Raw genomic sequence first — 19,190 nt, forward strand, 5'->3', positions numbered from 1 at the left:
TGTTGCAACGCAGCATATCGGCTTATTCGTCGCGGATGGGCAAGAAAGCCGGACAATTCAGGACATATGGGGACGCCGGTGCATCGCCGGCGGTGATCCCGCACAGCGCGGTGGAGGATATCTACGCGCTGATCGTCGGCTGCGTGCTGCTGACGCTCGGGCTCGCCCTGCTGAAGGCAGCGGGGCTGGTGACCGGCGGCATCGCGGGCATCGCCCTCTTGATCTCCTATCTGGTGCCGCTGCCGGCCGGCCTGCTCTTCACGCTCATCAACATCCCGTTCTTCGCCTTTGCCTGGCGGGCGATGGGCCGGGGCTTCATGATGAAGACGATCGCCGTGAATGCCGGCATTGCGCTGCTCTCCATCGCCATGCGCGCCAGCCTCTCGATCACGGTGGCCTCGCCTGCCTTCGCGGCGCTGGTGGGCGGCACGGTGATCGGCATGGGGATCCTCGCGCTGGCCCGCCATGGCGCGGGCGTGGGCGGCACCGGCGTCATCACCTTGTGGCTGCACAAGCGCCACGGCATCAATGCGGGCCTCAGCCAGATCGCCTTCGACATCGTGATCCTGGGCATATCGCTCAGCGTGATCGACGCGCGGGCGCTGGCATGGTCCGCGCTGTCCGCGGCAGCGGTGAGCGGCATCCTGATCGCCTGGCATCGGCCGGGGCGCTACACCGGATTCTGACCGGACCGGCAGGAAAAGCGCCAAAAGATATACTTGACCCACATGACTGCCGCTTTACGCTAAGGACAGTGACGGGCGGGGCGAAAAGGGCGTGGGAGGTGCCCGGCCCCATCCGGACAGCCGGGGCCGGCGGACAGAACCGGACAACCAGAACGATATTCGGCGAAAGCGATCTTCGAAGGCGGGCGGCCATGATCCGGGAGGATCATCATGCCCGCGGAGGGGGACGAGCATCCACATGCCTTCGCTCGTCCCTCTCCACCGGCGGTCAGCGCGGATTCAGCGCCCTTTCCGGTGGAGAAGAGCCGCGAGAAGCCAGGCGATGAGGCTGCCGAGCTGGGCCAGCGCCATGTCCTTCTGCGGATCCCATAGATCGCCCTGCTGACCATTATAATGATCCGCCGTCTCACCGGCGAGGACGAGCGTGAGCTGCCACTCGAACACCTCGTAAAGCGCGCCGGCCAACCCGACGAGCGCGAAGCCGAGCAGCCAGGCGGGGCGGCGGCGCAACCCGCCATGGCGCTGGCCGATCTGCGCGAGGACCGGCGTGCACAGCAGGCCGAACATGAAATGGACGAAGCGATCATAGGCGTTGCGCGCATCGCCCGGGGAACCGGCTTCGGGCAGCCCCGGCGCGTCGCCACCGGAGAGGGCAGCCAGCCACGCGTCATATGGCACATAGGAATAGATGTAGCGCCCGCCCAGCGTGTGCAGCAGCAGGAAGAGCCAGAGCAGCGCGACGGCGCCGGTGGTGAGCGGCCAGCGCCGCAGCAGCCAGGGCGCGGCAAGCGCGATGGCGACGGTCGGCACATGCTGGAGCGGCGCCAGCGCCGGATAAGGCTGCGCGATATTGGCCGCGCCGACCGCGAGCAGCAGGCTGGCGAGAAGCAGCCATTGGGCCGGCGGCACCGCGGTTCCGCCCGCGCCCGCGTCCCCGCCGGGTGGCTCAGGCGCGGACATGGTCGTGCGCACGAAGGACGCGCCGGGAGCGGCAGGCGGCCGGCGGGGACGGCGTCCTGCGCCCCCTGCCCCCGCCGCCGCGCCGGGCGCGCATGGGCTCAGCCCTTCTGCAGGTGCCGGCGGCCGAGCAGCTCGGCGATCTGCACCGCGTTGAGCGCGGCGCCCTTGCGCAGATTGTCCGAGACGCACCAGAGCGCGAGGCCGTTCTCCACCGTCGGATCTTCGCGCACGCGGGAGACGAAGGTGGCATATTCGCCCACGCACTCGACAGGCGTGACGTATCCGCCATCCTCCCGCTTGTCGACGAGCATGACCCCGGGCGCCTCCCGCAGAATGGACTGCGCCTTCTTCGCGCTGATCTCATCCTCGAACTCGATGGTGATGGCTTCGGAATGGCCGACGAACACCGGTACCCGCACGCAGGTGGCGACCACCTTGATCTTGGGATCGAGGATCTTCTTGGTCTCGACCACCATCTTCCATTCCTCCTTGGTCGAGCCATCGTCCAGGAAGACATCGATATGCGGAATGACGTTGAAGGCGATCTGCTTGGTGAAGGTGCGCGGCTCGGCCGGATCGCCCACGAAGATGTTGCGGCTCTGCTCGAAGAGCTCGTCCATCCCCGCCTTGCCCGCGCCGGACACGGACTGGTAGGTCGCCACCACCACGCGCCTGATCCGCGCGGCATCATGCAGCGGCTTGAGCGCGACCACGAGCTGCGCGGTGGAACAATTGGGATTGGCGATGATGTTCTTGCGCCGATAACCGTCGATCGCCTCGGGGTTCACTTCCGGCACGATCAGGGGCACGTCCGGGTCCATGCGGTACAGCGAGCTGTTGTCGATCACCACGCAGCCCGCCGCCGCGGCTCGGGGCGCATGCTCCTTCGTCGGACCGGAGCCGGCAGCGAACAGCGCGATATCCCAGCCGGCGAAATCGAAATGCTCGATATTCCGCACCTTGAGCATCTTGCCGCTCTCGCCGAACTCGATCTCATCCCCCGTGGACCGCGCCGAGGCGACGGCGGCGATCTCGTCGATCGGGAACTCCCGCTCGGCCAGGATATTGAGCATCTCCCGCCCGACATTGCCGGTGGCGCCCACGACGACGACACGATAACCCATGGACGCTTCCTTCCAAATAACGCGAACTGACAAGCGCCGGCGCATAGCCGATTGGCGCGGCGGGGCAAAGGCGGTTGAGGGGGGCGGGGCGGTTAGCGGTACAGACCTCAGGTCCTGCCGCTACCAATCCTTGCCCTCTTGCGTTTATCGTGCAGATGCAATCGCGATATCGGGCACAACTTCGAAATTTTCCCTTGCGGCGGCGGCGCTTCCAGTAGGTAATTTGCTTATCCAAATAGATGGCAGTTTCGAAATGGATTGGAGTGAAATAGCCCTTCCCCTCGGTAGTCCGGAACGTGGAGAGTTTGGATTGCATCTGAACTTCACACTGCCGGATGCAACCGACAACGAACCCACGAGTGAACGTCAAGCCGAAGCCGTTAAGCTGTTTTACCAAACAGACTTCGGCGAGTTACGCGGTAGCCAAGCCCACGCTCTTCTGTCGTGCCGCGAGTACGCCCGGCTATGCGCCGAAACCATTTTCAAACGATATCCGCCGGCCGTGCAGCATATAATGGGGCGAGCACTAGCAGCGTTTTTATTGTCCGACTCCCAAATGGTGGCGTTCGCTACAACCTGGAGCGATGCAGCTTTCAAGCGCGGCTCGAGTTCGCCACGCGTTCGAGGTTCGCGATTCTTCATGGATGTTGAGCACTTTGCCAGCTACCTTGAGGGCATGATGGAGCTGAGCGGCTGGACTATAGAGCATTTGGAGCAATTGCGGTTTCGGTAAGCGCATTCCAACTTCCAGTCCGCGCATGAATGCCCCCTACTCCACCCCCTCCCCAGCCTGTTCGCTGACATGCCGGATGCCCGGCTTGGCAGCGCCGGGGGCGAAGGCGAGGTGGCAGCTTTCGCAGGCGGTATCGAGGCGGCCGCCGGCGTCGAAGAAGGCGTCCTCGTTTCGGTCCTCGGCGGCGCGGGCGGCGCGCAGGGCGGCGGCGCGGACGTCCGCCACGGCCTTTGCCCAGCGCGGATCATCGACCCGCCGGCCGGGCAGCAGGAGGATGTTGGTCAGCTCGGCGAGCGCGAGGCCAGCGCTTTCCGCCTGATCCCACTCCGCGTCGGTCTTCGGGAAGAGCGAGCGCTCGCCATCCTTGTCCGTGACATAGCCCTGCCACTTCCAGATCGCGTCCGCCGAGAACTGGAAGACATGGGCCATCACTTCCTGCATGGAGAGATCGAGCGTATCCGGCGGCAGGGCATCGGCGGGCACATCCTCCATGAAGGCGAGATTGCTTTCCTCCGTGGCATAATCGGCGCCGCGCATGCCCTCCTCGCTATCCTGCAGGCCATCACAGGCGCAGAGCAGCAGCGTCGCAGCGGGGATAAGCGCGGTCCAGCGCATGAGGGCTCCTCTCTCGCGGGTCTTTCCGAGCCGCTCTCCTAGAGCATTTTCCGGCCGGGTGGAAACAGCCACGCGCACCCGGGGCTCGCGCCCCCGCCCGCTCAGCCAGGCTCGCGACCGGCCATCGCGAAACGCGGGCCGGCACCGCCACGGGCCGCGCGATCATCGGGATTGTAGAGCCTGCACTTGCGCAGCGACAGGCAGCCGCAGCCGATGCAGCCATCCAGCGCGTCCCGCGTTCGCTCCAGCGCCTTGATGCGCGCATCGATGGTGCGGCGCAGGCGCGTGCTGATGACGCGCCAGTCCGCCGCCGTGGGGGTGCGCTCGTGCGGGAGCCGCGCCAGCTCCCCGGCGATCTCCGGCAGCGTGAGGCCAAGCTGCTGGGCAATGAGCAGGAAGGACAGCCGCCGGATGTCCGATCGCAGGAAGCGCCGCTGTCCCCCGGCGGTGCGCAGCGAGCGGATCAGCCCCTTCCCCTCATAGAAGCGAATGGCGGACACCGAGAGCCCCGTGCGCCGCGCGAGATCGCCGATGGCGAGCAGATCATGTCCATGCAGCATATCCTCGCCCTCCCGGTCGGCATTCTTTCAAGCTTGACCTCAACTTAGGTTGAGCTTGTAGTGACCGCAAGCATGGCAACCGACTCGAAAAGGACCCATGCCCATGCCGACATCTCTGCCTCTGCCCGGCGCCCGCTTCGCGCCCTTCCTGGAGCATGTGAATCTCACGGTGCGCGACCCGCATCGCTCCGCGCAGCTCTTCATCGCCCTGTTCGACTGGTATGTCCGCTGGGAAGGCCCGGCGCTGAACGGCGGCCGCACCGTGCATGTCGGCGACGATCGCTTCTATCTGGCGCTCTACACCCAGTTCGGCATGGAAACGCCGCCGGAGACATTCCGGAAAGGCCAGCCGTTCAATCATATCGGGATCGTGGTGAGCGACATCGACGCGGTGGAACGGCGCGTGGAAAGCGCGGGCCTCGTCCCCTTTTCCCACGGCGACTATGATCCGGGCCGCCGCTTCTACTTTTTCGATCCGGACGGAATCGAGTTCGAAATCGTCAGCTATGGCTGAGCCGGCACCGGCAGGGCATCGAACGCCACGGTCATGCGCGGATGGGCGCTGGCGAAGGGGATCGTGCCGTGCCAGGCATAGCTCGGGAACAGGACCAGCTTGCCGACTTCCGGCCGTTCGACGCGGCGGGGCGGGAGCGAAAGGCCAAGGCTCGCATCGGGCACGCCGAAGACCAGCGCGCCGGGCACATCGCCCTCCGCCGGCGCCGCTTCCACTTCCGGCGGCAGGCTGACGTAGAAGGCCGAGCTGAGCCAGCCCTCCTGATGGATATGGCTGACATGGAAGCCGCTGTCCCGCAGGCGGATGGACCAGCTATGCCGGAAGCCGATCCACCCGGTGTTGCGGCGCAGGAAGGGATGCGTCTCGTCGCGCGGCAGTGTGGCCAGCCATTCCTCGATCTGCCGGTGCAGGGTGCGGGACAGCGCCTCGATCACCGGATCGCGCCGGGTGAAGAGATGGCCGCGCGTCTGCGTGCCCTGCCGCGCGGACTGGTCATCGGGATGATGGGCACTGGCGCCATGCATCCCCTCCAGCACCGCACGCAGCTCGGCCAGGAAGCTCCCCCGGTCCGCATAGCCGGGCGGCGGCTCGAGCATGAGAGTCGCGACGTGGCGCTCCGGATCGATCAGCCAGCGCTCGCGCGGATCGTTGAGCAGGCGCCAGGCGGTGGCGAGATAGGCCCAGCCGGTCTGCTCGTCCGGCGCGAGCGCGGTGGCGGCGCGGGCATGGCGCTCGGCCGCCTCCGGATCGCCGGTCGCCAGCCGCCAGTGCGCGGCCTGCACGGCAGCGAAGGCATCAGGCGCGGGTCCGCCGGCCAGCCGCTCCAGCAGCGCCAGCGCCGCTTGCGGATCACCCGAGAAGCCAAGCGCATCGGCATGAGCGACGGCGAGGAAAGGATCGCCCGGGAAGCGGCGCACGGCCTGCTCGCTCCAGGCAAGGCAGGCGGGCCAGCGGCGCAGGCCCCGCGCCGTCCGGACGGCACTGCGCCAGAGCGCACGATCGCCGGGCCGGGCGCGCAACGCGGCCTCGTAGCCGGCCAGCGCCTCCTCGCCCTGGCCGATCTGCGGCAGGAGGCGGGCAAGCGTCTCCTGTGCGTCCAGTTCCTCCGGCCGGGTGGCGATGACGGCGCGATATTGCGCAGCCGCGTCCTCCAGCCGATCGAGATCGCCAAGCAGATGGCCGTGCAGCGTGCGGGTGAGCGCCGGAACGCCGGGACGCGTGACGAGGGCGCCAGTGACGGCAAGCGCTTCCTGCGCGCGATCCTGAAGCCGCAGCGCGAGCGCGAGGCCATGGCCGGCGCGGAAGCCGCCCGGCACGAGCGCGAGCGCGCGCCGATAGGCAGGCTCCGCCTCGCGCGCATCGCCAAGCCGCAGCAGCAGATCGCCCAGCGCGAGCCAGGCATTCACCCCATCGGGATCGACTTCCACCAGCCGCCGCCGGGCGACGAGCGCGGTCCCCAGGTCCTCCATCTCCTCCAGCAGGCTGCCAAGCGCCGCCCAAGGGCCGGGCTGGGCCGGATCGAGATTGATCGCGGCATTGAGGGATGTGCGCGCCTCCGCCTTCAGGCCCGCGAGGCGGCAGGCCTCCGCGAACAGCCAGTAGACATCCGCATGGATGACCTTTGCTTCCAGCAGCGGCCGGATGCGCTCGATCGCGCCCTGCCCCTTCCCCTCGCGGACAAGCTGCTGCGCGCGGCGCAGTTCGGAAAGCTGATGATCGGAAAGCGGAGGCCGTGGAGTCATGCCATGTTATCGCGGCGCGGCTGCGAGGACGCAACGCCCTTGTGCGGATGGCGGAGATGAAAACCGGCCTGCAGAGCACATGAAAACGGGCGGGAAGCACCCGCCCGGTTCCGGAAATATCGCTGTACCGGCAGAACCGGCGACGCGGCGCTTACTGAGCGTCGTTGCGGACGTCGCGGCGCTCGGCAATGCGCGCGCGCTTGCCGGTGCGGCCACGCAGATAATAGAGCTTGGCGCGACGCACGACGCCCTTGCGGACGACCGTGATGCTCTCGACGTTCGGCGAATAGAGCGGGAACACGCGCTCGACGCCCTCACCGAAGCTGATCTTGCGCACGGTGAAGTTGGAGCCCATGCCCTTGTTCGAGCGCGCGATGCACACGCCTTCGAAATTCTGGACGCGGGTACGCTCGCCCTCGACGACCTTCACGCCGACGCGCACGGTGTCGCCCGGACGGAAATCCGGAATATCCTTGGAGATGGCGGCAATCGATTCCGCCTCGATGGTCTGCAGCAGGTTCATTGGTCCTGTCTTCCTTCGTCTGTTCGTCGCGCGCCAGAGGCAGGTCAGTCCCGAACGCTCCTGTAGCGTTCCCAGAGGTCCGGCCTGCGTAACCGTGTATCATCCTCCGCCCTTTGTTTCCGCCAGGCGGCGATCTTCGCATGATCCCCCGATCGCAACACTTCGGGGATTGTGCGCCCTTCCCATTCAGCAGGTCGGGTATAGTGGGGATATTCGAGGAGGCCGCTTTCAAACGATTCCTCATCTCCACTCGAAGCGGCGCCCATTACGCCGGGAAGCAGCCGAATGCAAGCGTCCAGCAGCATGAAGGCCCCGATTTCCCCGCCGGAAAGCACGATGTCGCTCATCGAGACCTGCTCGATGGCGCGCGCCTCGAACAGCCGCTCGTCGAACCCCTCGAACCGGCCGCACAGGATGGTGACGCCCGGCCCGGCGGCAAGATCGCGCACGCGCGCCTGCGTGATCGGCGCGCCGCGCGGCGTCATCGCCAGCACCGGCAGCCCCGGCCGCGCCGCCCGGGCATGATCGACCGCCCGCGCCAGCACGTCCGCGCGCAGCACCATCCCCGCCCCGCCCCCGGCCGGCGTATCGTCCACGCTCTTGTGCCTGTCCGTCGCGAAATCCCGGATCTGGATGGGATCGCAGGCCCATTTCCCCTCGGACAGCGCCCGCCCCGCGAGCGAAATGCCGAGCGGCCCGGGAAACATCTCGGGATAGAGGGTGAGGATCTGGGCGATGAAGGTCATGGGGAAAGAGTCCAGTTCTCGGTCTTCAGGCCGGGCACATCGGCGAAATCCGCCTCATTGTTGGTGATCACCGTCGCGCCGATGCTGAGGGCGTGCGCGGCCAGCAGGCGATCGAAGCGAGCGCGCCTGAATGGCAGGCGGGCATATTCGCGCGCGGCGGCTTCATCGAAAGCGACGAGGGGAATCGCGCGAAGGAAGGCATCGAGAATCTCCTGACGCGGCGGCTTTCCATTCCAGCTGCCGAGCGCCACCTCCGCGAAGCTGATCGCGGAGATGGCGACATCGCCCGGGTAGCAAGACGCAAGGCGCCTGTTCAGCACGGAGTCGGCCTCGCCGCCCATCGCGTAAATGGCGAGATCGGAATCAATGAGATAATGCGTCACTCGCCGGACAATGCCTTGCGCCGGGCGACCGTACTGGGGCGGTCCTCGAAATCCTCACGGGGCGCTGGGCTGAAGCCGGGCAGCTTCCCCGCGAAGCCACTGACGTCGATCGTCCTGCGGGGCTGCTCGACCGGCTCGACGCGAAAGGCCATGCGACCTTCCCGCAATATGCGCACCTCGGTGCCTTCCGGCACGCCAAGCCCCTTCGGCAAGCGCAGGGCCACCGAATTGCCGGACTTGAACGTCCTGCCCATATATTCCTTATCGTCGCTCATCGGAGTCTTTCGTATATACAGAATGTATATACTTCATGCCGTGACTCGTCAATCGGCGCCCCTGCTCACCGCGCGACCTCGAACTCCAGTTCCTGGATCGTCGCATTGGCGGTCGGGGCGAGGAGGACATTGCCTGTCACCGTGCCGGTCGCGCAGGTCCAGCTGAAAGTGCCGGAAAGCGCACCGGTGGCCCGGATGGGGGCATCCGTCCCGCAATCGCCCGCCTCCCGCTTCACATCCGCCAGCGCCCGCGCCCAGTGAGCGGCATCACGATCCAGCAGAAAATTCATGGCCAGCGCATCCTTCGCGGCCAGCACGTCTCCTGCCTCATAGATGCGTCCCGCTGCCACATAGCCCTGCGCGAGGAGCGGCGAGACAGGCGTGGGCCGCGGCTTGATCGCACCCGCGCGATGGAGCGCCATGGCGGCATCCCAGACGGCGGGCGTGCTGCTGTTGTAGGTGCGGTTCGAGAAGGCGAAGAGGCCGATGCCGGCGTCCGGCATCAGCAGCACGAAGCTGCCATAGCCCGGATAGCCGCCGCTGTGGCCCAGCGTCAGCCCGAGTGCGCAATCCCGCGCGACACGCATGCCGAAGCCATAAGTGACGCTCTGGCGGCAGGCATTCGCGCCGCCGCTCGCCCCGGGGCGCTGCGCCAGCGAAGCGAAGCCGGCCCCCTGCACCAGCATCCGCACCGAAGCGCGCGGCAGGGGACCGCTCTGCCCGCCCGCGCGCGCCGGCCAGGCGGAGAGCAGGAAAGCGACATAGCGCGCATAATCATTCGCGCTGACCTGAAGGCCGCCCATGGCGTTGAAAGCGCCGTCCGCCAGCTCCGGCTCGGGCCGCCACGCCTCGTCCTCCCACCGATAGCCGAGCGCGCGCCGGGCGAGGGGCGCGGCCGCCACGTCATAACCGCTGGACGCCATGCCGAGCGGGCGCAGGATATGGCGCTGCATATAATCGGCATAAGCCATGCCGCTCACATTCGCGACGATCCGCCCGAGCACCGCATAGCCGAAGTTCGAATATTCGAATGCCGTGCCGGCCGGGCGGCTGAGCGGCACGCCGGCCTGCAGCATCGCGGTGAAGGCGGCCTGCGGCAGATATTGCTGGCGATCGCCCCAGGGATTGTCCGTGACGAGCCCGGCGCTGTGCGTGAGCAGATCGCGCACGCGGATGTGCGGCCAGTCGGCCGGATAGGTCCAGCCGCGCATTTGCGGCACATGCTTCTCGGCGAGATCGTCCAGCGAGAGCTTGCCGGCATCGCGCAGCTGGAGAATGGCAAGCGCGGTGAAGGACTTGGTCATCGAGGCGATGCGGAACAGGCTGTCCGCGCTCACCGGGCGGCGCTGCTCCAGATCCTGGACGCCCAGCCCCTTCACATGAACGAGCCGGCCATTGGCGACGATGCCATAGACCATGCCGGGCGAATGGCTCTCCCGCTGATAATCGGCGAAGATGCGGTCGACTTCCGGCAGGGCGGCGGCGATTTCGGGTGGCAGCGGCGCGTCGGCATCGGCCGGGGCGGGCGTGGCGACAGGCTGCGCGATCCCGGGCGCGGCTGCGGTCACGAGCGAAAGGGCGAGCGGCGCGGCGAGGCACGGCATGATCCTTGCGGCGATCGACATGGCGTTCGGTTTCCCCCGGGGCAGAATGGCAATGCAAAGCCGCACCATAAGGAAGAACCGGGGAGAAAAGCCAGATATTCAGGGCGGCTTCGGCCGCGCGAATGTCCAGGCGAAGGGCGATTGCAGTGCCGAGACCGGCGCGACGGGCGGAAGGCTCCGCCAGCCGCGCGCGCTCAGTCGATGAAGGCCGCCTCGATGACGGCGCGCGCATCCTCGATGCGGGCGGCGTGGATCGGCACCATGAAGCGCTTGCCGTCCGGCTTCTCGATCTCGAGAACGTCCCCGGCGCCGAAATTCTCGACCGAGACGATCGTGCCGACCGCCGTGTCGGGATCGACCACGCACGGCAGGCCGATCAGATCGACATGATAATATTCGCCCTCGCCCAGCGGCGGGAGCGCCGAGCGGGGCACGGTGAGTTCCGTGCCGCGCAGCGCCTCGGCAGCGTTGCGGTCCGCGATCTCCGCGAACCGCGCCACCGCGCCATTGGGCCCCGGGCGGATGGCCCGGAGCGTCAGGGTCCGCCCGCCGGCATTCAGGCCGGCGTAGCGCTTCAGGCTGTCCGGCCCCTCGCCAAACAGCTTGAGGCGCACTTCGCCCGTCACGCCATGCGCGCCGATGATGGCGGCGAGCGTGACGGGGCGATCAGGCTGCAAGCTCAGCCCTCGGCCTGCGCTTCAGCCGGAGCCTCCTCGGCCACGGCTTCCTCGGCGGCGGGCTCTTCGGCCGGCGCCTTGGCAGCTTCCTCGGCGGCCTTCGCGGCGGCTTCGGCTTCAGCCAGCTTCTCGGCCTTCTCCTCGGCGCGGTCCTTGGCCTTCTTGCCCGGCTCGGCCTTGTTCGGATTGTTGCGCGCTGCGCGCTCCTTCACGCCGGCGGCGTCGAGGAAGCGGGCCACGCGGTCGGTCGGCTGCGCGCCGACGCTCACCCAGTGCTTCGCGCGCTCGACGTCGATCACGATGCGCTTCTCGTCGTCCTTGGCGAGCAACGGATTGTAGCTGCCGATGCGCTCGATGAAGCGGCCGTCGCGCGGCGAGCGGCTGTCCGTCACCACGATCTTGTAATAGGGACGCTTCTTCGAGCCGCCACGCGACAGGCGAATGCTGGTTGCCATAAGTTCCTTACCTTACCTTTCTAACGAATTCAGACTGTTGGTTCTAAAAATTCCGGTCATTTCTTGAAGTTCTGGAAGCCGGGCGGCAGCCGGGGCATGTCCGGCATGCCGGGCAGGCCCTTGAGCCCGCTCAGATCGCCGGCCGGGCCGCCCGCAGGTCCACCGCCGCCGCCGAGCAGGCCACCGAGCCCGCCGCCGCCACCGCCGCCGGTGAACATCTTCGCCAGCCCCTTGAGACCGCCCATCTTCTTTATCTTCTTCATGGCCGTCTCCATCTCCTTGTGCATCTTGAGGAGACGATTGACGTCCTGCACCTGCAGGCCCGCGCCCTTGGCGACGCGGATCTTGCGCTTGGCATTGAGCAGCTCGGGCTTCTCGCGCTCCTTGAGAGTCATGGAGCCGATGAGCGCGTCGAGATGGATCAGCGTCTTGTCGTTGACGCCGGCATTCGCCATCTGCGCCTGCGCCTTCTTGAGACCGGGGATCATGCCCGCGAGCATGCCAAGACCACCCATCCTCTGCATCTGGGAGAGCTGGGCGCGCAGATCGTTGAGATCGAACTTGCCCGCCGCCATGCGCTTGGCGAGCTTGTCCGCATCCTCCTGCTGGATCGTCTCGGCCGCGCGCTCGACGAGGCTGACGACATCGCCCATGCCCAGGATGCGCTGCGCGACGCGCGCGGGATGAAAGGGCTCAAGCGCGTCGAGTTTCTCGCCGGTGCCCGCGAACTTGATCGGCTGGCCCGTGACGGCGCGCATGGAAAGCGCCGCGCCGCCGCGCGCATCGCCATCCATGCGGGTGAGCACCACGCCGGTCAGCGGCACCTGCTCGGTGAAGCTGCGCGCCACGTTCACCGCGTCCTGGCCGGTCAGGCTGTCGACGACAAGAAGGATCTCGGCCGGATCGGCGACCTGCGCCACCGCTTTCATCTCGTCCATCAGTGCCTGATCGACATGAAGGCGGCCGGCGGTATCGAGCATCAGCACGTCGAAGCCCTGCAGCTTCGCGGCCTGCAGCGCGCGGCGCGCGATCTCGACCGGCTGCTGGCCCGCGACGATGGGCAGCGTGGCCACATCGGTCTGCGTGCCGAGCACGGCAAGCTGTTCCTGCGCGGCGGGGCGATTGACGTCGAGCGACGCCATCAGCACCTTCTTGCGCTCCTTCTCCTTGAGGCGCTTGGCCAGCTTGGCCGTGGTGGTCGTCTTGCCCGAGCCCTGGAGACCGACCATCATCACGACGGCCGGCGGCGTCACGTCGATCAGCAGATCGGACGCGTCCGCGCCAAGGGTCTCGGTGAGCGTGTCGGAGACGATCTTGACGACCATCTGGCCCGGCGTGACCGAGCGCAGCACATCCGAACCGACGGCGCGTTCCGTTGCCTTGTCGACGAAGGCGCGCACGACCGGGAGGGCCACGTCCGCCTCGAGCAGGGCGATTCGCACCTCGCGCATCGCGGCGCGCACGTCATCCTCGGTGAGCGCGCCGCGCCCCCGGAGCTTGTCGAACACACTGCCCAGCCGATCGCTCAGACTGTCGAACATCCATCACCTCAACTGCGGCCGGAACCGCGAAAAACCTGCATTCAGCCCCACAACGGAAAAAGCGCCGGTGGGCGAAACCTCGCCGACCAGCGTCGATCCCCGAGGCCCCTATGCGGGCCCAGCCAGGACTGTCAGAGCGCCCGGAGAGGCGGAACACCGCCCTCGGGACAAGGGGCCGTTAGCCCAATGGCGGCGAATTGGCAAGATCGGGCGCGGGGACGGGCACGGAACATGGGGAAGATGGCACAGGCCGCGAAGCCCTTGAAGCAGTCCGGTGCCGGACCCAACTGGAGAAGAGACCGCCCGGATGATCCAGAGCGGCACAGGAAGCGCCGTCAACGGCTTGTCAGGACATTGTCGGCAAGACGATTGCCGGTTTTTCGCCGCCCGCATTGCTGCTATCATGCCGGCGAGGCTCAAGAGAGGTAACGCGTGTCCATCGAAGGCAAGATTTTCCCGGGCGAGGAAACGCCAGCACAATCCAGCAGGCTGAACCGGCGGCACATCATCATGGGCGGCGCGCTGCTCGCGGTGAGCGGCCTCGCCTTCGCGCGCACGCCCAAGCGGCGCTACCCGGACCTCAATGACAAGCAGTTCAGCGCGCTGTTCCCGGCAACCTTCGGCGACTGGCGCCCCAACAATGTGAGCGAGCTGGTGCTGCCGCCCGAAAGCGAGCTGGCCGACAAGCTCTATCAGCACATCCTGACGCGGACCTACGTCAACCCGAAGACCAACGCCGCAGTGATGTTCCTGGCCGCCTACAACAGCATGCAGCTCAACAACGTGCAGCTGCACCGGCCGGAAATCTGCTATTATGCCTCGGGCTTCTCGATCGACCGCAGCCGGCCGGTCGAAATCGGCCTGCCGGGCGGTGACGAGATCCCGGCGCGCACCGTGACCGCCACCATGGGCTCGCGGACCGAGAACATCCTCTACTGGACGCGCATCGGCGAGGACTTCCCGCAGAGCTGGGCCGGCCAGCGGCTCGCCATGACCAAAGCCAATGTCGAGGGCTATCTCGCCGACGGCCTGCTGCTGCGCATGTCCGTCATCAATGACGATGGCGACCAGTCCGTCAAGCAGATGACCGATTTCGTCACGGGCATGATGGCCGCCGGCGGCCCGCAGACGCGCCGGCTCCTCATCGGCAACGCCTGATCCCCTGCCCCGCTCCCGCGCCGCCAAGGCGCCGGAGCGAACGCCGCGCATCACGCACCATCATGAGATGAGACGGATCACGCGATCCGGCAACCGCGCGTTGGCGCCTGCCGGCGAGAGCAAGAGCCTGCATGTCACAAGCGCGCCGCGAACGCCCTGAGTGCGCCTCACCCCGCTGCTTGCGGCAGGGGGTTATGCGCGAGTTCAGGCAGTGCCGGTGGCGGGTTGCTCGGCCGGCGGCGGCGGGGGCGTCGCGTCCTTCGGATTCTTGAGCCCGGGCCAGAGCAGCCCGAGCAGATGGTCGATCGCGAAGATGGTGATGAGCGCGGTCATGAACATGGTCATGCCGGCAAAATCATGCAGGAAGCCCTGCGCCGCTGCTTCGCCGCCATGATAGGTCAGCAGCACCAGCAGCAGGATGCGCACGAAATTGGCGAACACCGCGACCGGAACGATCGCGAGAAACATGAGCAGCGCATAGCGGACATTCGCGTGATGCCGCAGATAGACATAGAAGAGCGCGATCGCGGACAGGGAAATCAGCGAGTTGAGTCCGGCGCATGCCTCGGCCACGAGCAACTGATACTGCCCCACCTGGATGGTCACGCCGGCAGAGGCCGTCGGATAGCCCAGATGGTAAAGCAGCGACACCGCGCCTTGCGAGAGGAAAATCTTGAGCGGATTGGTCACCATCGCCACCAGCGTGTCGGGCGGCGGGAGCACGAAGAGCAGGTAGATCAGCGGAAACCACATCTGCTTGATCGCCGCCCAGCCCACGAAGCTGAACAGGGTCGCGACGACGAGGCCATACATGAGATAGCCCTCCGTCTCCACGATGTGGCTGACGCGCGACACGAAATAGAGCAGCAGCAAAGGCACGAAGACGACCGCGACGGTCCACGCCGGCGCCGGCCTGAACAGCGGGCGCGCCTTCTGCCACTCGCGCAGCAGCAGCCAGAGGCCAGTCGCCAGCACGATCGGCCCATGGGCGCCCTGTTCGGTCGACCAGCTCTCGTTCGCCACGAGCGCCAGGGTCGGGACGATGACCGACAATATGCCGGCCGCGAGGATCGGGTTCGCGGTCAGCCAGTCGAACATCGACTGGAGAAAGCTCTTCTGCTTTACGAGAGATGCGTCGGTCGCCATGTCAACTCTTTGCTCGGGGCCGCAAGCCTATCAACGGGGCGTTAAGAGCTGATGACTGCCTGACCATCGCCATAGCGAATAGTACCCCCCACGGACAAGAACCTACGGATATAACCACGGTTATACTGACTGCCTCATATGAATTTCACCACCAGTAAGCGATAGCCCGAATTTCGACGCTGACCCGGGGCTGTGCATCATCGGGACATCCCGGATCGTCGAAGGCCACATGCGGCACGCATCCGGCGACATCCGGCGCGCTGTCATGGGTCTTGAAGACAATGGCCTCGTCGGGCGTCATGTCCGGGAACCAGTGCCAGCGATGCGCGGGATCATGCGCAACGACATAGCCCTCGAAGCTCCAGTCCCCGGCGGGACTGTCGAAGATCGCGTCCGCCTCGATGAGTTCCCGGCCCCGCAGGCTTCCCGCATCGCAGAGCGCGAGCGGCACGTCCTGCGGCGCCGGCGAGAGCACGCGCCAGACATTGTAGTGCGCCGCGCGGGAATAGGCGCCGGGCCGGGGCTGCGAGCGGCGGGAGAAATCCGCGCCGGTAGCCTGGCTGACATCGACATGGGCGAAGCGCGCGGGATGGCTGTTATCACTCGATCCCGCCCGGCCGGAGCGCTCGGAGAAGCGCAGGATCGGCTTGCCGGTAACCACGACGTCATCGGCGCCGGTGACGCTGCGCAGCAGGGCCTCGACCTGCGCAGCATAAGCAGGACGCTGCGCTTCCTCCGCCGGATCGACTTCCAGGACATGCGGCACGAGGATGAAGCCCTGGTCGTCCAGGTCCAGCGCCTGCGCGCGACCATCGACCAGCGGCATGAAGTGCGGCGCGACCACTACCGTATCCCTGCCATGGTCATTGGCATGATAACGGGGCCGACCGCCAGTGCGCGCGGCGTAATTGATGCAGGCGGCGCCACGATCCGTCTGCTCTGTCTGGACCATCTCTCCCACAGCAAGGCAGATTAAAGCAAATGCCCGGCCGAAGGAAGGCTTTTGCCACTCGACAAAGGGCCGCCACCCTCTCCACTATGCGCCGAGGACAATCGGGCGACGGGACGGACAGCTTGCCGGACAGCAGACAGGACTTCGCCCGGGGCAGGGCGCTGCGCTCGATCGTCGGCGGCTCGCTCGGCAATTTCGTCGAATGGTATGACTGGTACGTCTATTCCGCCTTCTCCGTCTATTTCGCGAGCCGCTTCTTCCCGGCCGGCGACCAGACCGCGCAACTGCTGAGCACCGCCGCGATCTTCGCGGTCGGCTTCCTCGTCCGTCCGATCGGCGCATGGCTGATGGGCACTTATGCCGACCGGCATGGCCGCAAGGCCGGCCTCGCACTCTCGGTGAGCCTGATGGGCGGGGGATCGCTGCTCATCGGCCTCATGCCGACGGCGGACACCATCGGCCTCGCCGCACCGGCGCTGCTGCTGCTCGCCCGGCTGCTGCAGGGACTGAGCGTGGGCGGCGAATATGGCGCCAGCGCGACCTATCTCGCGGAAATGGCCGGCCCCAGGCGGCGTGGTCTCGTCTCGAGCTGGCAATATGTCACGCTGATCGGCGGGCAGCTCGCGGCGCTGGCCGTGCAGCTCAGCCTCCAGACCATGCTCAGCGAGACAGCGATGGAGCAATGGGGCTGGCGCGTGCCGTTCGTCATCGGCGCGATGCTGGCGCTCGGCGTCTTCTACCTGCGGCGCCGGATCGACGAGACCGCCGATTTCGCGGCAGCGCGGGCGAGCGGTCGCCGCTCCGGCGGCTTCGCGCTGGTGCGGGAGCATCCGCGCGAGGCGCTGCTGGTGATCGCGCTCACCGCAGGCGGCACGCTCGCCTTCTATGCCTACACCACCTACATGCAGAAATATCTGGTCAACTCGGCCGGCTTCACCCGCCCGCAGGCGACAATCATCATGGCCTCGGCGCTCGGGGTGTTCATGCTGATGCAGCCCCTCTTCGGCGCCTTGTCCGATCGCATCGGGCGGCGGCCGCTGCTGATCGGCTTCGGGCTGGCCGGCACCTTGCTCACCGTGCCGCTGTTCACCGCCATCGGCCAGGCGACGAGCGCGGCGGGCGCCTTCGGGCTGGTGCTGGCCGGGCTGCTCGTCGTCTCGGGCTATACGTCCATTAATGCGATCGTGAAGGCGGAGCTCTTCCCGCCGCACATCCGCGCGCTGGGGGTGGCGCTGCCCTACGCCATCGCCAATGCCCTGTTCGGCGGCACGGCGGAATATATGGCGCTGTGGCTCGTGCAGGTCGGCCACGAGGCACTGTTCTTCTATTATGTGAGCGGCATGTGCGCGCTCTCGCTCATCGCTTACTGGCGTATGCGGGAAACCGCCGTGCATGGCGCGATGAGCCGGGGCTGACCGGCCCCGTTCAGCCCGGCTCGCGCAACCGCATCAGGCCTTCCTGCGCAACGCTTGCCAGTAGCCGCCCATCCCGCGCGAAGAAATGCCCGCGCGCAAAGCCCCGGCCATCGCCCGCGAAGGGACTGTCGGTCGCGTAGAGCAGCCAGTCCCCGCACTCCACGTCATTGTGCAGCCACAGGCTGTGATCGATGCTCGCGCTGATGACGCCGGGACCGGCGATCTGGAGGCCATGAGGCCGATAGGCCGTACCGAGCAGGAACAGGTCGCTCATGAAGGCGAGCAGAGCGCGCTGCAGCGGCTGACCGACGCCGAGCGGCCCGCCCGTGCCGATGCGCATCCAGCATTCCGCATGCGGCGCGCGCATCTCGTCGAGCAGGCCGGACTGGATGGGCCCGACGGGACGGAACTCGATGGGGCTTGGCTGGGTCGCGATGGCGCGCAGGGCCGGGCCGGCGGGAATATCGTAGGTCGCCAGCAATTCGCGCAGGCTGCGCAAATCCTCGGGCGGCGGCACCTGAGGCATGGCGCTCTGGTGCTCCGGCCCCCTCTCCCGCCGATGGAAGGACGCGATCATGTTGAAGATCGGCTTGCCCTGCTGGCGCGCGACCACGCGGCGATTGGAGAAGGCCCGCCCCTCCATGTCCGCCTCGACCGCGAAGTCGATCTCGTGATCCTCGCTGCCCGGCCGCATGAAATAGCAATGGAGCGAATGGGCCGGCCGGTCCTCCGGCACGGTGCGCGCGGCAGCCATGAGCGCCTGCCCGACGACTTGCCCGCCGAACACCCGCCCCACGCCGCCCGGCTTGCGCGCGCCCGTGAAATGATCCTTCTCCTCGCCGGGCGTGACATCCAGCAAGCGAATGAGGGCCTGCGTCAGCCAGGCGACATCGGGCATCGGTTGGTTCATTCCTGCGTCTTCATTCTCATCGAAAAGCCCGGGACCGGGCATGGCCGGGGGAAAATGCGTCCATAACGCATGGCAAGGCAAGCGCTGGACGCATCGAGGCCCTTGCCGTAGCGTCCCGGCATGACAGATTTCTTCGCTTTCAAGCTGCTGCCACCCGAGGAATGGACCCGGTGGCGCGAATCAGGCACGTTCGAGGGATCGCCCGTCGACATCGCCGATGGCTATATCCACCTCTCCACGCGGGACCAGGTGCGCGAGACGGCGGCCAAATGGTTCGCACAGGTGGACCCCACCATCCTCGCCATGGTCGACCTGCAACCGCTCGGCGATCTGGTGAAGTGGGAAGTCTCGCGCGGCGGCGCGCTGTTCCCCCATGTTTATGGCACCATTCCCCTTGGCGCCGTTGCCGGGCACAGCAAGTTGCGCCTAGGGCCCGACGGAAAGCACGTCTTCCCGGCAGGATTCGACTGA

23 protein-coding genes are annotated in these 19,190 nt (G+C 66.9%); 7 read left to right on the forward strand and 16 right to left on the reverse strand.

Annotated features, from left to right (window positions below; genetic code table 11):
• Window positions 1-92: 92 nt before the first annotated feature.
• Window positions 93-686 carry a YitT family protein gene (locus SLG_RS11750; protein ID WP_231848667.1) on the forward strand — a complete coding sequence of 198 codons (594 nt, stop codon included), beginning with the start codon at window positions 93-95 and terminating at the stop codon, window positions 684-686.
• A 279-nt stretch (window positions 687-965) separates the two neighbouring features.
• Here the strand turns inward: SLG_RS11750 and SLG_RS11755 are convergent, their stop codons facing one another.
• Together SLG_RS11755 and SLG_RS11760 are read right to left on the reverse strand one after the other, a co-directional pair.
• Window positions 966-1,646, reverse strand: a complete 681-nt coding sequence (locus SLG_RS11755) for a DUF2238 domain-containing protein (protein WP_014076691.1) — start codon at window positions 1,644-1,646, stop codon at window positions 966-968.
• A 98-nt stretch (window positions 1,647-1,744) separates the two neighbouring features.
• A complete protein-coding gene (locus SLG_RS11760) occupies window positions 1,745-2,770 on the reverse strand; it encodes an aspartate-semialdehyde dehydrogenase (protein WP_014076692.1) in 1,026 nt (341 codons plus the stop codon).
• On the opposite strand from SLG_RS11760, the gene SLG_RS21370 reads away from it, so the two are divergent.
• Window positions 2,769-3,503 carry a hypothetical protein gene (locus tag SLG_RS21370; protein ID WP_148276573.1) on the forward strand — a complete coding sequence of 245 codons (735 nt, stop codon included), beginning with the start codon at window positions 2,769-2,771 and terminating at the stop codon, window positions 3,501-3,503. The genes SLG_RS11760 and SLG_RS21370 overlap by 2 nt on opposite strands.
• 36 nt (window positions 3,504-3,539) lie before the next feature.
• Here the strand turns inward: SLG_RS21370 and SLG_RS11770 are convergent, their stop codons facing one another.
• Window positions 3,540-4,118 carry a hypothetical protein gene (locus SLG_RS11770; RefSeq protein ID WP_014076693.1) on the reverse strand — a complete coding sequence of 193 codons (579 nt, stop codon included), beginning with the start codon at window positions 4,116-4,118 and terminating at the stop codon, window positions 3,540-3,542.
• Between the two features lie 101 nt (window positions 4,119-4,219).
• Window positions 4,220-4,678, reverse strand: a complete 459-nt coding sequence (soxR, locus tag SLG_RS11775; RefSeq protein ID WP_014076694.1) for a redox-sensitive transcriptional activator SoxR — start codon at window positions 4,676-4,678, stop codon at window positions 4,220-4,222.
• A 103-nt stretch (window positions 4,679-4,781) separates the two neighbouring features.
• On the opposite strand from soxR, the gene SLG_RS11780 reads away from it, so the two are divergent.
• The gene (locus tag SLG_RS11780) at window positions 4,782-5,192 is read left to right on the forward strand and encodes a VOC family protein (protein WP_014076695.1); all 411 of its coding nucleotides are present in this window, start codon (window positions 4,782-4,784) and stop codon (window positions 5,190-5,192) included.
• Here SLG_RS11780 and SLG_RS20415 read toward each other — a convergent pair.
• The 6 genes from SLG_RS20415 to SLG_RS11810 all read right to left on the reverse strand — a co-directional run bounded on the left by SLG_RS20415 (window position 5,183) and on the right by SLG_RS11810 (window position 10,486).
• Window positions 5,183-6,934: a 2OG-Fe(II) oxygenase family protein gene (locus SLG_RS20415; protein WP_014076696.1), complete on the reverse strand. Its 1,752-nt coding sequence runs from the start codon at window positions 6,932-6,934 to the stop codon at window positions 5,183-5,185. The two genes, SLG_RS11780 and SLG_RS20415, sit on opposite strands and share 10 nt — an antisense overlap.
• A gap of 151 nt (window positions 6,935-7,085) precedes the next feature.
• Window positions 7,086-7,457: a 50S ribosomal protein L19 gene (gene rplS, locus SLG_RS11790; protein ID WP_014076697.1), complete on the reverse strand. Its 372-nt coding sequence runs from the start codon at window positions 7,455-7,457 to the stop codon at window positions 7,086-7,088.
• A gap of 44 nt (window positions 7,458-7,501) precedes the next feature.
• Window positions 7,502-8,203 (reverse strand): tRNA (guanosine(37)-N1)-methyltransferase TrmD, encoded by a 702-nt coding sequence (trmD, locus tag SLG_RS11795; protein WP_014076698.1) that lies wholly within the window; start codon window positions 8,201-8,203, stop codon window positions 7,502-7,504.
• Complete coding sequence (locus tag SLG_RS11800) at window positions 8,200-8,586, reverse strand: type II toxin-antitoxin system VapC family toxin (protein WP_014076699.1); 387 nt, start codon at window positions 8,584-8,586, stop codon at window positions 8,200-8,202. Before SLG_RS11800 ends, trmD begins: the two co-directional genes overlap by 4 nt.
• Window positions 8,583-8,861: an AbrB/MazE/SpoVT family DNA-binding domain-containing protein gene (locus SLG_RS11805; RefSeq protein ID WP_014076700.1), complete on the reverse strand. Its 279-nt coding sequence runs from the start codon at window positions 8,859-8,861 to the stop codon at window positions 8,583-8,585. Before SLG_RS11805 ends, SLG_RS11800 begins: the two co-directional genes overlap by 4 nt.
• 65 nt (window positions 8,862-8,926) lie before the next feature.
• Window positions 8,927-10,486, reverse strand: coding sequence for a serine hydrolase domain-containing protein (locus SLG_RS11810; protein ID WP_014076701.1), 1,560 nt, complete (start codon window positions 10,484-10,486; stop codon window positions 8,927-8,929).
• On the opposite strand from SLG_RS11810, the gene SLG_RS21375 reads away from it, so the two are divergent.
• Window positions 10,464-10,670, forward strand: a complete 207-nt coding sequence (locus tag SLG_RS21375; protein ID WP_148276574.1) for a hypothetical protein — start codon at window positions 10,464-10,466, stop codon at window positions 10,668-10,670. The two genes, SLG_RS11810 and SLG_RS21375, sit on opposite strands and share 23 nt — an antisense overlap.
• On the opposite strand, the gene rimM is transcribed toward SLG_RS21375, so the two are convergent.
• Genes rimM through ffh form a run of 3 tightly spaced genes read right to left on the reverse strand, consistent with a single transcriptional unit; the run spans window position 10,660 to window position 13,138 of the window.
• On the reverse strand, window positions 10,660-11,142 hold the full coding sequence (gene rimM, locus SLG_RS11815) for a ribosome maturation factor RimM (RefSeq protein ID WP_014076703.1): 483 nt from the start codon (window positions 11,140-11,142) through the stop codon (window positions 10,660-10,662). The two genes, SLG_RS21375 and rimM, sit on opposite strands and share 11 nt — an antisense overlap.
• A 2-nt stretch (window positions 11,143-11,144) precedes the next feature.
• Window positions 11,145-11,597, reverse strand: a complete 453-nt coding sequence (rpsP, locus tag SLG_RS11820; protein ID WP_014076704.1) for a 30S ribosomal protein S16 — start codon at window positions 11,595-11,597, stop codon at window positions 11,145-11,147.
• 56 nt (window positions 11,598-11,653) lie between these two features.
• Window positions 11,654-13,138 carry a signal recognition particle protein gene (gene ffh / locus SLG_RS11825; RefSeq protein ID WP_014076705.1) on the reverse strand — a complete coding sequence of 495 codons (1,485 nt, stop codon included), beginning with the start codon at window positions 13,136-13,138 and terminating at the stop codon, window positions 11,654-11,656.
• A gap of 432 nt (window positions 13,139-13,570) precedes the next feature.
• Between ffh and epsI the strand changes: the two genes are divergently transcribed.
• Window positions 13,571-14,296, forward strand: coding sequence for an exosortase-associated protein EpsI, V-type (epsI, locus tag SLG_RS11830; RefSeq protein WP_014076707.1), 726 nt, complete (start codon window positions 13,571-13,573; stop codon window positions 14,294-14,296).
• A gap of 204 nt (window positions 14,297-14,500) precedes the next feature.
• On the opposite strand, the gene xrtV is transcribed toward epsI, so the two are convergent.
• Window positions 14,501-15,442 carry an exosortase V gene (gene xrtV, locus SLG_RS11835; RefSeq protein ID WP_014076708.1) on the reverse strand — a complete coding sequence of 314 codons (942 nt, stop codon included), beginning with the start codon at window positions 15,440-15,442 and terminating at the stop codon, window positions 14,501-14,503.
• 145 nt (window positions 15,443-15,587) lie between these two features.
• Window positions 15,588-16,394, reverse strand: a complete 807-nt coding sequence (locus SLG_RS11840; protein WP_014076709.1) for a CmcJ/NvfI family oxidoreductase — start codon at window positions 16,392-16,394, stop codon at window positions 15,588-15,590.
• Window positions 16,395-16,480: 86 nt separating this feature from the next.
• Here SLG_RS11840 and SLG_RS11845 point away from each other — a divergent pair, with 86 nt between their 5' ends.
• Window positions 16,481-17,809 (forward strand): MFS transporter, encoded by a 1,329-nt coding sequence (locus SLG_RS11845; RefSeq protein WP_083853377.1) that lies wholly within the window; start codon window positions 16,481-16,483, stop codon window positions 17,807-17,809.
• A 10-nt stretch (window positions 17,810-17,819) separates the two neighbouring features.
• Here SLG_RS11845 and SLG_RS11850 read toward each other — a convergent pair whose 3' ends face one another.
• On the reverse strand, window positions 17,820-18,719 hold the full coding sequence (locus tag SLG_RS11850; RefSeq protein ID WP_041391970.1) for an acyl-CoA thioesterase: 900 nt from the start codon (window positions 18,717-18,719) through the stop codon (window positions 17,820-17,822).
• 120 nt (window positions 18,720-18,839) lie between these two features.
• Between SLG_RS11850 and SLG_RS11855 the strand changes: the two genes are divergently transcribed.
• Complete coding sequence (locus SLG_RS11855) at window positions 18,840-19,190, forward strand: DUF952 domain-containing protein (protein WP_014076712.1); 351 nt, start codon at window positions 18,840-18,842, stop codon at window positions 19,188-19,190.

It is taken from the genome of Sphingobium sp. SYK-6 (assembly GCF_000283515.1).
GTDB classification, from domain to species: domain Bacteria; phylum Pseudomonadota; class Alphaproteobacteria; order Sphingomonadales; family Sphingomonadaceae; genus Sphingobium; species Sphingobium lignivorans.

Excerpts from the sequence above, each read along its gene's own strand:
- soxR (WP_014076694.1), bottom strand. The coding sequence starts at position 4,678 with ATGCTGCATGGACATGATCTGCTCGCCATCGGCGATCTCGCGCGGCGC.
- rplS (WP_014076697.1), bottom strand. The coding sequence starts at position 7,457 with ATGAACCTGCTGCAGACCATCGAGGCGGAATCGATTGCCGCCATCTCC.
- rpsP (WP_014076704.1), bottom strand. The coding sequence starts at position 11,597 with ATGGCAACCAGCATTCGCCTGTCGCGTGGCGGCTCGAAGAAGCGTCCC.
- SLG_RS11780 (WP_014076695.1), top strand. The coding sequence starts at position 4,782 with ATGCCGACATCTCTGCCTCTGCCCGGCGCCCGCTTCGCGCCCTTCCTG.
- xrtV (WP_014076708.1), bottom strand. The coding sequence starts at position 15,442 with ATGGCGACCGACGCATCTCTCGTAAAGCAGAAGAGCTTTCTCCAGTCG.
- ffh (WP_014076705.1), bottom strand. The coding sequence starts at position 13,138 with ATGTTCGACAGTCTGAGCGATCGGCTGGGCAGTGTGTTCGACAAGCTC.
- SLG_RS21370 (WP_148276573.1), top strand. The coding sequence starts at position 2,769 with ATGGACGCTTCCTTCCAAATAACGCGAACTGACAAGCGCCGGCGCATA.
- trmD (WP_014076698.1), bottom strand. The coding sequence starts at position 8,203 with ATGACCTTCATCGCCCAGATCCTCACCCTCTATCCCGAGATGTTTCCC.
- SLG_RS11770 (WP_014076693.1), bottom strand. The coding sequence starts at position 4,118 with ATGCGCTGGACCGCGCTTATCCCCGCTGCGACGCTGCTGCTCTGCGCC.
- SLG_RS11810 (WP_014076701.1), bottom strand. The coding sequence starts at position 10,486 with ATGTCGATCGCCGCAAGGATCATGCCGTGCCTCGCCGCGCCGCTCGCC.
- SLG_RS11845 (WP_083853377.1), top strand. The coding sequence starts at position 16,481 with ATGCGCCGAGGACAATCGGGCGACGGGACGGACAGCTTGCCGGACAGC.
- SLG_RS11855 (WP_014076712.1), top strand. The coding sequence starts at position 18,840 with ATGACAGATTTCTTCGCTTTCAAGCTGCTGCCACCCGAGGAATGGACC.
- SLG_RS11840 (WP_014076709.1), bottom strand. The coding sequence starts at position 16,394 with ATGGTCCAGACAGAGCAGACGGATCGTGGCGCCGCCTGCATCAATTAC.
- SLG_RS11760 (WP_014076692.1), bottom strand. The coding sequence starts at position 2,770 with ATGGGTTATCGTGTCGTCGTCGTGGGCGCCACCGGCAATGTCGGGCGG.
- SLG_RS11755 (WP_014076691.1), bottom strand. The coding sequence starts at position 1,646 with ATGTCCGCGCCTGAGCCACCCGGCGGGGACGCGGGCGCGGGCGGAACC.
- SLG_RS11850 (WP_041391970.1), bottom strand. The coding sequence starts at position 18,719 with ATGAACCAACCGATGCCCGATGTCGCCTGGCTGACGCAGGCCCTCATT.
- SLG_RS21375 (WP_148276574.1), top strand. The coding sequence starts at position 10,464 with ATGATCCTTGCGGCGATCGACATGGCGTTCGGTTTCCCCCGGGGCAGA.
- SLG_RS20415 (WP_014076696.1), bottom strand. The coding sequence starts at position 6,934 with ATGACTCCACGGCCTCCGCTTTCCGATCATCAGCTTTCCGAACTGCGC.
- SLG_RS11805 (WP_014076700.1), bottom strand. The coding sequence starts at position 8,861 with ATGAGCGACGATAAGGAATATATGGGCAGGACGTTCAAGTCCGGCAAT.